The 13,653-nt window shown below is 38.0% G+C and carries 13 protein-coding genes; 12 read left to right on the forward strand and 1 reads right to left on the reverse strand.

Features of this window, described 5'->3' with window-relative positions; translation table 11 throughout:
- Nucleotides 1-92: 92 nt before the first annotated feature.
- The 5 genes from EVU92_RS20590 (at nucleotide 93) to EVU92_RS20605 (ending at nucleotide 3,704) form a co-directional block, all read left to right on the forward strand.
- Entirely contained in the window at nucleotides 93-722 is a 630-nt protein-coding gene (locus EVU92_RS20590) for a hypothetical protein (RefSeq protein WP_130053045.1), read from the forward strand.
- 2 nt (nucleotides 723-724) lie between these two features.
- Nucleotides 725-1,315 carry a hypothetical protein gene (locus EVU92_RS20595; RefSeq protein WP_130053046.1) on the forward strand — a complete coding sequence of 197 codons (591 nt, stop codon included), beginning with the start codon at nucleotides 725-727 and terminating at the stop codon, nucleotides 1,313-1,315.
- 100 nt (nucleotides 1,316-1,415) lie between these two features.
- Nucleotides 1,416-1,793: a hypothetical protein gene (locus EVU92_RS21650; RefSeq protein WP_168990052.1), complete on the forward strand. Its 378-nt coding sequence runs from the start codon at nucleotides 1,416-1,418 to the stop codon at nucleotides 1,791-1,793.
- A 9-nt stretch (nucleotides 1,794-1,802) separates the two neighbouring features.
- Entirely contained in the window at nucleotides 1,803-3,431 is a 1,629-nt protein-coding gene (locus tag EVU92_RS20600) for a hypothetical protein (RefSeq protein WP_130053047.1), read from the forward strand.
- Nucleotides 3,432-3,509: 78 nt separating this feature from the next.
- The gene (locus EVU92_RS20605) at nucleotides 3,510-3,704 is read left to right on the forward strand and encodes a hypothetical protein (RefSeq protein WP_130053048.1); all 195 of its coding nucleotides are present in this window, start codon (nucleotides 3,510-3,512) and stop codon (nucleotides 3,702-3,704) included.
- A gap of 92 nt (nucleotides 3,705-3,796) precedes the next feature.
- On the opposite strand, the gene EVU92_RS20610 is transcribed toward EVU92_RS20605, so the two are convergent.
- Nucleotides 3,797-6,184, reverse strand: a complete 2,388-nt coding sequence (locus tag EVU92_RS20610; protein WP_168990053.1) for a DotA/TraY family protein — start codon at nucleotides 6,182-6,184, stop codon at nucleotides 3,797-3,799.
- 97 nt (nucleotides 6,185-6,281) lie between these two features.
- Here EVU92_RS20610 and EVU92_RS20615 point away from each other — a divergent pair, with 97 nt between their 5' ends.
- The 7 genes from EVU92_RS20615 to EVU92_RS20645 all read left to right on the forward strand — a co-directional run bounded on the left by EVU92_RS20615 (nucleotide 6,282) and on the right by EVU92_RS20645 (nucleotide 13,524).
- Complete coding sequence (locus tag EVU92_RS20615) at nucleotides 6,282-6,782, forward strand: hypothetical protein (RefSeq protein ID WP_130053050.1); 501 nt, start codon at nucleotides 6,282-6,284, stop codon at nucleotides 6,780-6,782.
- Nucleotides 6,772-7,500: a hypothetical protein gene (locus EVU92_RS20620; protein WP_130053051.1), complete on the forward strand. Its 729-nt coding sequence runs from the start codon at nucleotides 6,772-6,774 to the stop codon at nucleotides 7,498-7,500. The genes EVU92_RS20615 and EVU92_RS20620 overlap by 11 nt, the downstream gene beginning before the upstream one ends.
- 170 nt (nucleotides 7,501-7,670) lie before the next feature.
- Nucleotides 7,671-8,600, forward strand: a complete 930-nt coding sequence (locus EVU92_RS20625; protein ID WP_130053052.1) for a hypothetical protein — start codon at nucleotides 7,671-7,673, stop codon at nucleotides 8,598-8,600.
- The gene (locus EVU92_RS20630; RefSeq protein ID WP_130053053.1) at nucleotides 8,597-9,637 is read left to right on the forward strand and encodes a hypothetical protein; all 1,041 of its coding nucleotides are present in this window, start codon (nucleotides 8,597-8,599) and stop codon (nucleotides 9,635-9,637) included. The genes EVU92_RS20625 and EVU92_RS20630 overlap by 4 nt, the downstream gene beginning before the upstream one ends.
- A 223-nt stretch (nucleotides 9,638-9,860) precedes the next feature.
- Complete coding sequence (locus EVU92_RS20635; protein ID WP_130053054.1) at nucleotides 9,861-10,661, forward strand: hypothetical protein; 801 nt, start codon at nucleotides 9,861-9,863, stop codon at nucleotides 10,659-10,661.
- Between the two features lie 95 nt (nucleotides 10,662-10,756).
- Nucleotides 10,757-12,406, forward strand: a complete 1,650-nt coding sequence (locus tag EVU92_RS21735; RefSeq protein WP_205987958.1) for a hypothetical protein — start codon at nucleotides 10,757-10,759, stop codon at nucleotides 12,404-12,406.
- Complete coding sequence (locus EVU92_RS20645; protein WP_130053055.1) at nucleotides 12,403-13,524, forward strand: hypothetical protein; 1,122 nt, start codon at nucleotides 12,403-12,405, stop codon at nucleotides 13,522-13,524. The genes EVU92_RS21735 and EVU92_RS20645 overlap by 4 nt, the downstream gene beginning before the upstream one ends.
- Nucleotides 13,525-13,653: the final 129 nt, after the last annotated feature.

The raw sequence follows: 13,653 nt of genomic DNA on the forward strand, positions 1-13,653 counted from the left end.
CTTGGACGATTATGCTGATGGTTTTGTTTTTATTCCAAAAGACCCGCAGTTTGCCAATGTAAGAGGCATGCTTAAGTGCATGACGTATTTAGATGGCAAATGAAAAATACATTCGGTATGAGTTTACAATAGATGATACTGATAGTGATCTGCAAGCTATTTCTACTGATTTACTAGGGCGAAATAGGTTTATCAGAATGGATATTATAAGGCAAAGCGTACTAACAGCCTTTTTGCTCTACAAAGATGTGGATATTGTGGAGTTATGCACAAAAACTGATGTTCGCAATCCTTTAAATAGCGCTCTCAGAAATTCAAGTCAGAGAAGCCAGTCTTTTGAGCTTCGGTGGTATAGAACCAGTGATTTATTTGTTCATAAAACGCTTGGTATGCTTCTTCAAGAGCTGAACCCGAACTACCGTGACGCATATATCTTGGTTTTATTTGTATTAGGTTACCGCATCCTTCAGGGTAAGGTTGGTATTAGTGATGGACTGCAACCTATAATTCAGGCTCCGAGAAAAATCGATTTACCAATTGAAAGTAAAGTTGATGATATTATAAACAGTGAGCCTGATAACACTGTTGAAAGTTCTGAACAGACAACAAATGAGACGATTGTAACATCAGGTTCTGAAACACAAGACGCAGCACAATTACTTAGGCCGAAACTGAATGAAACAAAGGTTGCGTTGGCTGGATTAATGAAAAGGAGTAGTTAAAAGTGCGATATAACATACCGTCAGTGTTCGTTTCATTAATACTGCTAACAAGCTCACTTGAAGCGTCAGCAACGTTTTTCATTGACTACCAAGGTTTGGAAAAGCCAAAAGTAGCACCAGTGGAAAAGCGCCAGTTAATTTCGCCTGATGGTTTCAGGCTTCTAACAAACGATTTTTCAGGGTTGGTTTTTCAAATAGGGGAGCCAGTTAAAACAAAGCCTATTTCTAGCTTTGGTGAGGATGTCAGTTTTAAAAATGGAGTGGCCACGCTGATACCAAGAAGCTGGTCTGCGTACATTGATGAGCAACTGAACGCTAACAATACAATCTCATTTTCAGCGGAAAAGGAAGATTGGTTGAAGGTACTTGCGCGAATTGGTAATAACTATGGCTATAAGTTTATCGTAGATTGGCAGCAAAAAATGGTTCAGATCACCAAAGATGAGTTTTATGTAAAACCCGACCCTAATGAGCCTGTTATGGTTGAAGGTGATAACGGTCAGAACTACTTCATTTATAAGTCTAAGCAATCACTTTCAAAAGGTGTAATGATTGTTGATGGCAAAGTGGTTACACTAAACATTACTGATTAATTTACTTTAAAATCAACACTTTGATTGAGGTGGTACTTTTTAAGATTTAATTTCTAGTTACCCTATAATGAACCTATGTTTGTTATGGGGTGACTAATTAATGGATTTAAGTGTCTTAAATTGTCTAGGTGAAAATCTCGACTTTTGTGCGCAATCTTGGAGCATGCACAAGTCTTCATTCTTGTTTTTTTTCTTTGATGTTATCGTGTGGACTTTTGTTCACGTATTTGCTGTCCGTGCTTCCTATCTCACTTTTTTGTTGTTAAACAAGTTTCCTTATTTTCGAACTTTGACTTCGAAAGTTATTTTACTCCCATCGCTTTTAATGTTTGCCATTCATATCACTATCCCATTGGTTTTGCTTGTTATTGGCTTGTATGCCTCACCAGTAGCTCTGTGGGAGTGGTATTTTGCTCTTTACGAAAAGATCCCACTGCTTGGTGAGCAATCTCTTCTAACTAGCTATTTTGGCTTATAAAGGTGATTTATGACTGAAAAAACAGAAAAAAAGTTTTATATCGTCAATTTGATTGTGTTCACCGTTTATGTGCTGGTTGAGATGGTATTTAACTCTTACCTCCTAGATGTAGCAGCCAGTCAAGAAAGTACAAAAGCACACTTTGATACAGCGGAGTTTATTGGTCGATGTGTTAGTAGTACCGGTGTCACTATATTTGTTGGGTTCTTCTATTTCAAAAAGCGTGGCCGCACTCCTTTGTGGCTTCTTGTTGTGTGTTGGTTAGGGTTCTTTTTCTTTCAGAAGGCTGTGATAGACATTATTGTGATGAACTCAACTGCAGAGCAAAGGCAAGCATCGTTTTTGTTACAGAGCGCTGCAGGGGCTTCAACGAATAATTTAAATTTAAGCCATTTTGGTGCTGCAAGTGATTTTGAAAGGGTAATGCTTCCTAGTTATAGAATGTTAGAGTACGGGGTTGGTTCAGATGTTGTCGCTGCCGTTAAAGAGATAACTAATACGCATGTGATGAATAATAAAGAACTACTCGAAGAGAAAGAAAAGGAGGTTTATGACGCCCTAGTGAAGTTAATAGATTCATACCTTGAACTTGGGCGTGAGGTGGATGTTCAACCGGAGAAGGTTTGGGAAGGTTTAGAGAAGGTACATTCTGCAGTGCTTTCTTTAAAGAGGAGGGCCTATGGTGCTGCAAAGGCACAGAAGTCTAAATTCCGAAGATTAGCAAGTATTGTTGAGTGGGGGTTGCATAATGGTTGCACCTCTGGAAGGCGGTTAGAGTACACTCGTATGGTTGCTAGAAACCCAATTTTAAAAGGTACCCTGCTTTGTCACTGGGTTGAGGATGAAGCTAGAAATAAATACACATTCAAGAATAATCCTGAGTATTTTTATACCCAAGTTCAACATGTTGCTGTAATTAATCATTTTATTGGTACACCACCAAGAGTAATTAAACAAAAATTTGAAGACGCGATAAAAATTCCTGAGTATCAGCGTTTTTTGTTGTCACAGGTGGTTGATAGGTATTGTTCTAAAGGGGAGTTTGCCAACAAGGAGCAATTGGTTCAAGTAATGAGGGAGTGTGGTGCTATTGACGAAAGGGCTGGCTTTGCTTATTGGTTTATAAGTATTCCTGAAGATGAAAGGGTTGAGCGGTTTTTGCGTTCAGAGTATGGGGCGAAAGTTGTAAAAGAAAACTTAAAAATTAACGCCTCTCTATTACTTGAGGGTGATGGTGTCCATGAAAAGTTTGTAAAGCAACTAAAAATCATGTTATCAAACGAAATGACCGAAGCGCTAGTAGGTTCTGGAGATGAGTTTTATTTAGCTGGTGGAATGTATGAACAAGGTGCCGATAGCTTGAGAGTGTTGGTTGCCGTACCATTAGCGTTAATGCTGAGTTTATTATTTTCTGTAATTGGTGTTATTCGGTTAATTTGCGAAGCACTAAAACCACTTTTTGATAGTGTTAAATCAACTTATATCTTACTTGGTTTGTTGGTCTCGTTGGTCTTCTTGGTTCCATTTGGCGGTGAGTATGGTTCTTATAAAAATTCGATGACATTGTCGTGGGCGTTGAAGTACCAACCGGTGGTATATTTCATTGGAAAAGGGGTAAGAACTGCTCCTTTTTCATGAGGTAGTACTTTTTTGGACGGAGCTTGGTATTAAGTATAGTATTGCTTTTAGAGGTTTTAGATAATATAAGGTGTCGTAATGAGAAGTTTGATTTTTTGGTTCTGCGCCATTTGTTGGATGGCGTTTTCAGTAGTTGCAAGTGCTTGGTTGGAAAAGTTAACTGGGTTTGATAAAGGTGGAATTTTTGTTGTAATTTTTGTATTAGGAGGTTTTTGTTTGTTAGGATTAATAAATTACCTACGACATGCGCTAATCCATAGATTAGTGAAATAATGAACGAATTAGGCTATTTAATTCAACAGCACTACAACCAACTATTGAAAATATGAGTTGATTGTAGTGTGAATTATTGTAGTGTGCCAACATTATTTTGTTTTGCTGTTGATATTTTTTCCCTGGCTCGTGTCATTACCTGTTCTGTCAGGGTTGTTTTCGTTTGATTGTCCTTGTCCTTGCTCTTTACCAGCCTTTTCCTTTTTCTTATTCAAATTCTCGGCAGCGTTTGCTATACCACTTTGGAGACCTGATTTACCACTATTTGTAACAGCTACAAAATTTCCTTTACCTTCAGTTATAGAGCTTGAGTCACCAAGCATTTCTTCGCCACCACCTATAAATTTTCCTGCCTTTTCAGGGATAGTGGTAATAAGAGAAAAGCATCGATTAGCTACTAGTACATTTATGATAAAGAAAAGAGCTAGCATTATAAACCCAGTAATTATACCTGTGATATTGTTCCCGTTAAGGGCTTCAAAAAAAGGTATGAACACTATTTGGATGAATTTTGCTCCGGCCATAAGAGTTAAGTATGCTATAAAGAATGAAATAACCATTATCGGTAAATATGAAAATAATTGAATAATAGCCATGTATCCGTGCTGTGTTTGGTTGTTTAAAAATCCCTTTTCAGACGATAGTAAATGAGCCAACCCCAAAAGTGGCGTTAATATAAAAGCCTGCATAAGTACAATTAAAAACCCTACACTACCGTTTATCCAGTGGATCAGAGGGATGCTTGGAATCCAAAAAGCAATAAGAATTCCAAAAATTAAAGTTACAATAGCTAATGCCATTATATCGCTGGCAATTTCAGCTCCATTTTCAAATGCCCATGACGCCATTCTCAATGGAATAACGAGTGGTGAACCTGCTCCGAAAGGTGCGGCAGCAGCAGCATCACCCGCTGCGTCAGAACCAGCTGCTCCCATTGAAGCTAAGCTGTAACCTATAGCTGCGGCTGTTAAAATTGATTCTGATGTGATTATTAAAGTATGGCCAAAATCCTGTAATGCTAAGATAGGATCGGGTTGGTCGATGATACCTGATGAAATTATGCTAAATAGAGTTGACCCAAACCCAATGCTTGTTGAACTTGTACTTTCATTTATCGTTTTTATTACAGCCTGGTCAAGCTCTTCTGCACGATACACATAAGACTGAGGACCTTTAGATGAGTAATCGGTACGCATTTCATTGAGAAGTTCCTTTGTGATTCTTGACACTTTTTCATACGGCTGTGTAGGTATTTTATCGAAGTAATCGCTATGTCGAGGTTGTGAGTTACTAGACGTAAGTCCAGTTATGCTTGTAACTATGCTGTTTCGCCTTGCATATTCCCAAAAATATACACCTAAATATCCAGCGCCATATTTCCGCAAGCTTTGAGTAGCATTATTGTTTGCGAGTTCAGAGTCATCATTTTTAGCACTCTCATTTATTCGGGTTATTAGTGTAGCTAACTGGTTTCTGTAGCTATTTACGAAATTATTTTTTGCGGCTTTAATTTGCCCTTTGACAGAGGGAGGAAAGCTGTTTAGTTCAGTCACATATGATATGAGAAGGTTATCAACTAATCCCGCACCAGCTATTGAAACAGCTTTATTCATTTGACTATAAGCATCAATAACACCACGCCTAAACTCCATAACCGCAGCTTGTTCTACGTATTTCTCATCTATAGCACCAAATGTAATTGTGTTCGTGCCACATACTTGCCTTGGAAATGCACGCGTTAATCCGTTTTTTGCTCCGGCTGCAACATCTGCTTTATACAGTGAGCTAGCATCACTATATGAATATATTCCATCATAGGAAACCGTAAAGCTATGTTTGTTGTTTTCAAGGTCAATATCTTCATACATATTAACCTCTACATTAGTTTTTCCGGTCGTGAAATTTATTAGGCTCATGCAGACCGCGCTTTCCAGTATGCCGTTTGTGATCATAGATGTGTTTAAAATTGCAGGGTTCACTGTGAAGCTACCATATTTTTCTAGGTAGTCTGCAGCAGCAAAGGTTTCTTTGTTAGCAAGACTAATACTTTCACCACCCACTTTAATTACAATGTGTTGCATCGGTGAGTAGCCATCATTCATTGGGAGCATTGCGAGCACACACATAGCGATAGGCAAAGGGGCGGAATTAAAATCTAGCATTGAGTTGTCATTTTTTTCTTGGCCCATTTGTATAAACCATTTCACCCCTCTAAAAACCATAAATATCATTGCAAAGGAAATGAGCCCAAAGCCGTAAGTTTCCATTAGCACAGCCATAAGGTGATCTGGTTTGTCTGGAATATCATCACCGACAATGATGTTTGCCGCGCTACCCACTAAACCTTGTATGCTTTGAAAGAAGATGTCTTCTTCAGCAATAACGACACTTTCATCATCATCCGTGTCCGCATATACCTGCATTGGTGCAGTTATGCTGATAAAACAAAGTAGCAGCATTATTAAATAATGTTTTTTCATAAATAATGACTTTTTTCTTGAGTTTAATTTAGACAAATCCACAATAAGCCAAAAGTAGAGTTGGAACTGGTATCTTGCAATCAAAAAGTGAGTATTTATGAAAATAATGGACATACCGATAGATATAGCACTTGAAAAAGTGGCTACATTCGCAATAGAGATACCAGGTATTAATTTGATCTTTTCTGATATGGAAAAGGTGGAAAAGTGGGTAGCTAGAAGCGGTGAGGACAAAGGTTTTACAGCCGAATTAAGACAAAAACTCTATGCATTAAATGAAAGTGATTTACGTGAGATATCTAAAAAAACTCAGCCTTTGCTTTGGTTACTATTCTTTTTGCCTACATCAACATCTTTTTATCTATTGTATTCACTTAATGAAATAGTTCCTGAAGTTTCAGACAGCTTACTTAATGCATCATTGGCAATTCTGAATGATGAAAACAATCCAGATAAGCGCCACGCTCAAGTGTTTGTAGATAGGTGCACACATTTGAATTCAGCTAATTTCATGACGCATATTACTAGTGAAGAGTTTGTTAAGTCACTGAATTTGGCTATATCACACGTTAAAAAGGAGCATGGAGATGTTGTTTAGGTTTGATACCTTTTTAGTTACTTTTATAGTTTTTTGCACTACGTTTTGCACACCATCTTTTGCTGAAGAAGATGGTGCTGGTGATGAAGTTTCAGGCCAAGCTCTTTTGGACGAGCAAAAAGCGAAATTAGAAAAGCTTGGTGTCGATATGAATCAAACTGGTAAGGCACTTTACGACACATTTACTAGTAAACCACAAAAAGTGAAAGAAAGTGGTTGCTTAGATTCAATTAGAGCAATTAACGCGAATGCGATTGTGATAGATCCAATGAATGTACTCTCAGCAGTTTATTCTAAATTGAAAGATGAATTAGTAAACAGTGGGTGCTCTGCTGCGACTGATTATGCAAATGAGTTAAGTGGCCTTTTGGCACAAAAGCTAGAATTACCATACGGGATTGCGTCTCTAGATATTAGTGCATCAGGTTCAGCAACCGGTAATGAAGGTGTGTTTAACCCAGATGTGAAACTTGATAATGAGAGAGTAGCTAATGAAATTTCTAATTCTGTTGTAAAGGATGCTAGAAGTAATAGCTACAGCGCTAAATCGGGTTTGCAGATGAAAGGTACGATCAAACGCACTAAAAGTACTAAATCGCCAAATACAAAGGATGCTGAAAAAGCCATTGAAAACGCGATTGATGTAGACAAATTTTGGGGGGGGAGTAACAAAGAGGGCAGTGAGAATGAGGGTAATGAAGGGAATGGGGGTAACTAATCATGTTTCGATATACACCGATTTTACTTGGCCTATTTCTTTCTTTTAACGCACAAGCATCTTGTGATGCGTGCGCTAAAGCTGCATTAGATGCTGCTTCAGGTGCCATTTCATCAAGTGTTGGGGCAACTACGAACCTAGTATCAGTGAACAATCAAACCGTGGAATTGATGAATACAAATGTTCAAGCAGGTACGCAAACACTTGTTAGCTCATTAGAACTGTTAAATCAAAAAGAAATCACTGCCTTAGATGGCGTTGCCAAAACTATCACTTTGACCATTGATCGGCTAGGTGAAGAGCAAATTCGTGCAACTGACCATCTTGTATCATCTTTAAAAAAGATTGAAGAAGACCTGAGAGTTGGTGATTTGGCTATAGAAACAAGCAAACAAGTTGGGCCAATGTCTCAAACATTATCAGGCGATATAAACACTGCACGCGCCCATGACCTTATGACGGGGATTGCTACACGTAAAGAGTTAAAAAATCTATATCGGGAAAATATGGAGCTTTGGCTTCAAGAGCCAGCAAAAGCTGTTGCTAAAAGTGGCGAAATGGCAGTACTTCTTGATAATGAGGAATTTTGGGATATTTTACCGCTTTTGCAGAAAGATATTCTCACAAATGAGGAAATTAATAACTTGCACGTACTGCTACAGTTGTTAGTTGAACCAAACCCGCAACCGAAGGCCACAGCCGGTGAACTTGCTAGTGGGGATTTAGCAGTAAAAAAAGAATTAGCACGCTTGAGAAAGAACGCTTTATCAAGAGTAGCACACGACACACTTACCAATATGCTAGCTGACAAAGCCCCTATTATACCAACCGATGAATCATGGCTTAAAAGTTATTTTAAGCTTAAAACTGGTGAAGATGAAAAAATCAGCTTTGAACAATTCTATGAAGCCGAAACCACTGGAAAGATATTAAGTCCAGATTGGTTTTTAGATATTAAATCTCGAACTGAGGCTGGGTTGTTAAGAGAGCAAATATACCAGACCAATACTTCAAATGCGATTTTAGCTGAAATTCTGAAAGCTGAACGAGATGAAACGCGGTTATTGACGTTATCTATCTTACAACGGTCAGCGCTATGAATTGGAAACTACACGCTCTATACGCATTATTTTTAAGTTCATTACTCTTTAGTGGAAAAGTGTTAGCCAATAATTGGGGCCTCTGCCCTGGCACGCCAGTTACGGGGATGATCCCATGCGACACCGCATGCTTTGGACCTGCGGGGACAAATCTTGGTGTTACTTATACTGAAGCTGAGCTTCAGCTTCAAAGTACATTTAATGAAAACACTCAAAAATGGTCCGAACTTAACAACACTGCGATGGATTATTTTTCTAAGTACTTTGAAAGATCCAATACAACCAATGTAAATCGAACAAGAGCGCTTGATGGTGTTTCAAAGGCCGTAACATTTGCGTTAGAGCAATACAGTCAGGTTAATAGTAGAAATATTGATAGCTTTATTCAGAGCTATAGAGAGCTTCACGCTAACATGAGGCAAGCAGATTTAGTAAGAGAGAATTCTAAAAATTACTCAAGTGATTATTCATCATTTACAGGTGATTATTTACTACGTTCCGGTAAGAAGCGTGCTGAATATTTGAAACTCCAACAATCAAAAGATGCCATTAATGAGCTAATTAAAAGCGAAGTAAAAAAAGTAAATTCCAATGAGCAAGGTGTTTTATTAGTTCAAGCAAGCCAAACTGCCGATGATGAATTATCAATTATAGATTTTGGCTCATTACTTTTAAAAGAGCACCTTAATGAAGAAGAGTTGACGATACTTTTAAAAGCCAGTTACATTTTTTATTTACCTTATACAGGCGTAGATGATGAGCAAACTAGGTTGCAGAATGCGAAAACATCTATTGCACTTAATACGCTCTTTAAATCACTTGATTTTGTGAAGGAAGATGAACAATCTCACTTATTGGGTGACAACATACATCAATTAAATTTTGAGTCGTATGTTAATGGAGCCAATATCTCATTACCAACGCACACCTTAAGGCAAGAGCTTGTATTTCAAAAGTCAGTTGAGAACACATTGTTTCATTCTTATTTAAAAAAAGTGAAAGATAAAAATGCGCTTAAAGTTATTAATCATTACTAGCTTATGTTTAAGCGTTTCACCTATTGAGAATGTGTCAACGTGGATGCCATGTATGCCATTTTGCGACACGATGTGCACAGGAACTGCAGCAATTAGTTTAACAGGAAACGTAGCCAGTCAATACGGCTCATTATCAAGTCAAATACAAACTAATACCCAAGCAGTTGGTAGATTGAGCTCATCCTTTATGGAACAGCAAGCAAGCCTCTACAGCCAAGAAACCATGGCTAATCAAAAAAGGATCACAGCTTACGATGGTGTCGCGAAATCTATAAACTTAACACTAGAACAGTTTGCAGTTATCAGTGAAAGGTTAATCGATCATGTTGCTACTGAGCTTTTTAATATAAAGAAAAACAATCGCCAAGCTGATTTAGTCCACGAAACTGCAAAGAATGCTGGTGTTAGCGATATTCCTCATGTAAGCAATGCTTTAGTTGCTGCTCCAGAATTAGCAAAAGCAATTGAGTTACAAAAACAAAGAGCGGGAGAGGCAATTCTTTTTCAAGATGATATTGCCAAAGAAATTACCGCGCCACAGCAAAACCAACAGATGGCTTCGCTAATTGATGATCTAGATTTTGAAATCCCAAACCCGTTCAACCTAACTGAAATACCGGAGGAAAACTGGGATGAATATCAAAAGCTTTTAACGCTTGTATACAACAACAAACCAAAAATAAAAGATGCAGGCCTTCAAGAGCGTGTAGCCCACATTAAAAATCAATTTGCATTATCAGTTTTGACCACAGCGCTTTCGAAATTGGTTACGATCCCAGATGAAAAAGCAGAAACTTTGCTAGCTCTAACCGGAGATAAAACGACGAATATTAATAAGGCTATGTTTGAAACCTACAAACAAGAGCTTATGAACGTGAATACACAAACATACACAAAATCAGCTCCAGTAAATTCACTGTTGATTATTAATAATCTACAGCTTGCGCAACGTAATTTAATTTTGCAAGAAATCCAAAATACAAAAAAACTGAAAAACACATTACTAGCAATTGAGATGTATTAGTTTTGTCCATTTTAAGTGCCAAAACTGCAAATATCTTTGTTGTTATGATGATTACTATGTAAAAAAAACTAATCACTTTTAAAAGAGAATTAGCCATGAGCGATGAAGATAAAAAGGATAATAACGAGTTATTTAATAACTTCTCTGACGATGAAATCTCAGAGCTTGAAAAAATGGCTGATGAGATAGCAAAAGAAAGTGACAATAGCGCTACGGTACCTGCAGAAGAGCTAGAGGGTAGTAGTTTTACCCAAGAAGTACCTAGCACTGGCAGTAATGATGTAGATGAAATACTTTCAAAAGCCAAAGAACTTGCAGAAAATCAAGGAGAGATTGATCTTAGCGAAAATCATCTAACCAAGGACGGGGATGTCGGTACAGATATTGAGAACGCTGATAAGAAAAAAGAGGGAAGTATTACAGAGCTTAACGGCAGTAATGAATTTGATGAACCAGTTTCAAATGACTCTGAACCGCCGTCATGGGTGAGCGAATCCCCCCCTATAGATGAGTATGAAGAGCAAACGTTTGATAACTCAAGCTTTACTGAAGCCAGCGATATCGATGAAGGTCTAAATACTAATACTGCACCTCAACAAGCCAGTAATAGTGACTCAGCCCTTGATATGGAAGCAGAAAATGAGGTGGCTAATGAAATTAGCCACCAAAATGAACCAAATGACAATCTTGATTCTGAATTTCAAGATAAAACCAATGTCGATCTTGATCATGAAAACTCAACCTTTGATGTGCAAAGTCATCAATTGAGCGATGACGAAGAAGATGTTGTTAATGGTGAACAGTTCGATGTAGAGCTTACAAACGAACCTCAAATAATGCTAGATGATGAATTAAACTCTGATGTTCCTGATAAGTTTATTGAACTCGATTCAACAGAACAGCACGAAGGCTTTAACCTGGATGGTAGTGATGCTTTTGATACTATTGAAAATGATGGTGTTGATGATGAAGCTCAAGATATAAATGATGTAGAAGATGCTAGCCATGATTCAGATTTTAGTGTTGAACTAAACAATAAAGGGGAGATAGACCAAGATTCAATCACATCTACTCCGGTAAATCATCAAGAACAACCAACTAGTCAACAACCAAATTATGGTCAACAACCAAATTATGGTCAACAACCAAATTATGGTCAACAACCAAATTATGGTCAACAACCAAATTATGGTCAACAACCAGCATTTACCCACTCTAAGTCACTAATGTCTTTTGGCTTTGGTTCACTGTCTGCATTATTTAACAGGAACAGTGATTCGGGCCAACAGAGAGCGGAAGTTGGTTATTCATTTGGTGAGCACCTTAAAAATGCAGCTCTGAGAGATATTCAAAAACTTAAAGCAATGCAGAAAGAGCAGTGTAAGCTACTCGATATGACCGCCAAACTTACTAACCCTAAAGAGTACGATTCAAACAATAGAGATAGGGTACTAGGCCTCTTAGGTAAAATATCAGAAGCCTCTAACAATATTACGGCCCAAGCTAACAGGTTGTCGATATCAACAAGTAATATGAGTGATGTTAGTGCACAGCTTGAGGCTAACAATAAAGGTTACAAAGCAGACTCTGAAAAAATCTTAAAGGATATAGAAGATAACACTAGTAAGCTTGATGAAAGCTCGCTACAAGAAGCGGCTAAACAAGTCGCCAAGGCCTTTAGAGAGCTATTTAACAAGCTATTTTCAAGTGATAAAAACGCTAAACAAGAAATGAGTATGCAGTGATGATTAAAGATAACTTAGATCAAGCGCTAAATGAGTTAGAGCAATTAAATTTAACATTAGAGGCCAAGGGTGACCTTACAGATGAACAGATTTCAAAAGCGGAAAATGCGTTAGATGTAATTGATTCCGTGTATAAGCACGTTGCAGATCAACATAGAGCAATTGATACTGACTTAGCCCATACATTAAACAGGATTTCGCGAGTAGCTAGTGACTTTGCTTCATTACAACGAAGTGAAATGAACCTTAGAGATAATGATTTAACAAGCAAAGCGTTGAGCAAGCTTAATAAGCTAGAAGCGGCGATTTCAAAAAACGATAATGAGTTTGGTCAAAACTCACCGCATCAGCAAAACCATCCAGCGCAATATGGCACACAAACTACATTCGAAAAAGACTATAACTTAGGTTCTATTTTAGTGGGTAGCGCAAAAATGGCAGGCGCTGTGGGTGCAAGTCTTATTGGTGCAGGGGTTGGTGGTGCTCTCGCTGCAGGTAAGGGGGCATTTGACGCTTTCTCTTGGGCTAGACACCGATGGGCGCAGAATGCGAATGCTTGTGAAGAAATTATAAAAACGCACAAGACTGGCGGAGTTGTGGATGATGGCTCTATCAATGATATATTTTCAAAGCATAGAGGCGGTTTGCAGCCTTATGAAGCTAAACCAAGCTCAGAAACAGGAAAGCCTAAAATTGACAATACCGCATCTATTACTGAAGCAAGTACAAGTTTAGTTAAGCCAACTGGCTCTTTTTTAGATTTTAGGAAAAACCAAGAAGAAATTCAATTTCTCAAAGCTGCAGAAACTCTTGCTAAAGACTTAAGTGAAGCTAAATATAATGAGGGGGATGGATCAGCTTCGAAGGAAATGCATACACGCTTAGTGGAGAGTGTGAACAACTTTGCAAAGGCTGCCGAGCAACTGAATGATGAGTCTAAATCTAAACTTAGTAAGGTGACTGAAAATCTTCTTGACGATGTAGATAAACATTTAAAAATGGATGAAGAGTCCCAAGAAAAACTATCAGAATCAGTCCGAGAAGCGATGGAAAAGTTAAAATCAGTCTTCTTGAACCTACTTGGTCGTAAACAAGACAACCAAATGGAAACGAATTAAATTAACTTTACTCGTTTTTTGGTGCGTGAAAAGCTAAATTTAGTCTAAAAGTGATAATAATTGTCATGTTTTGACTGTATCTGACAAATTGAGTTTAGGCCTATTTCAGCTTGTGAACTGCCCTGGTAT

Origin of the sequence: Pseudoalteromonas sp. MEBiC 03485, assembly GCF_004195145.1 — a bacterium.
GTDB classification, from domain to species: domain Bacteria; phylum Pseudomonadota; class Gammaproteobacteria; order Enterobacterales; family Alteromonadaceae; genus Pseudoalteromonas; species Pseudoalteromonas apostichopi.

Excerpts from the sequence above, each read along its gene's own strand:
- EVU92_RS20590 (WP_130053045.1), top strand. The coding sequence starts at position 93 with ATGGCAAATGAAAAATACATTCGGTATGAGTTTACAATAGATGATACT.
- EVU92_RS21650 (WP_168990052.1), top strand. The coding sequence starts at position 1,416 with ATGGATTTAAGTGTCTTAAATTGTCTAGGTGAAAATCTCGACTTTTGT.
- EVU92_RS20600 (WP_130053047.1), top strand. The coding sequence starts at position 1,803 with ATGACTGAAAAAACAGAAAAAAAGTTTTATATCGTCAATTTGATTGTG.
- EVU92_RS20605 (WP_130053048.1), top strand. The coding sequence starts at position 3,510 with ATGAGAAGTTTGATTTTTTGGTTCTGCGCCATTTGTTGGATGGCGTTT.
- EVU92_RS20610 (WP_168990053.1), bottom strand. The coding sequence starts at position 6,184 with ATGAAAAAACATTATTTAATAATGCTGCTACTTTGTTTTATCAGCATA.
- EVU92_RS20615 (WP_130053050.1), top strand. The coding sequence starts at position 6,282 with ATGAAAATAATGGACATACCGATAGATATAGCACTTGAAAAAGTGGCT.
- EVU92_RS20620 (WP_130053051.1), top strand. The coding sequence starts at position 6,772 with ATGTTGTTTAGGTTTGATACCTTTTTAGTTACTTTTATAGTTTTTTGC.
- EVU92_RS20625 (WP_130053052.1), top strand. The coding sequence starts at position 7,671 with ATGAATACAAATGTTCAAGCAGGTACGCAAACACTTGTTAGCTCATTA.
- EVU92_RS20630 (WP_130053053.1), top strand. The coding sequence starts at position 8,597 with ATGAATTGGAAACTACACGCTCTATACGCATTATTTTTAAGTTCATTA.
- EVU92_RS20635 (WP_130053054.1), top strand. The coding sequence starts at position 9,861 with ATGGCTAATCAAAAAAGGATCACAGCTTACGATGGTGTCGCGAAATCT.
- EVU92_RS21735 (WP_205987958.1), top strand. The coding sequence starts at position 10,757 with ATGAGCGATGAAGATAAAAAGGATAATAACGAGTTATTTAATAACTTC.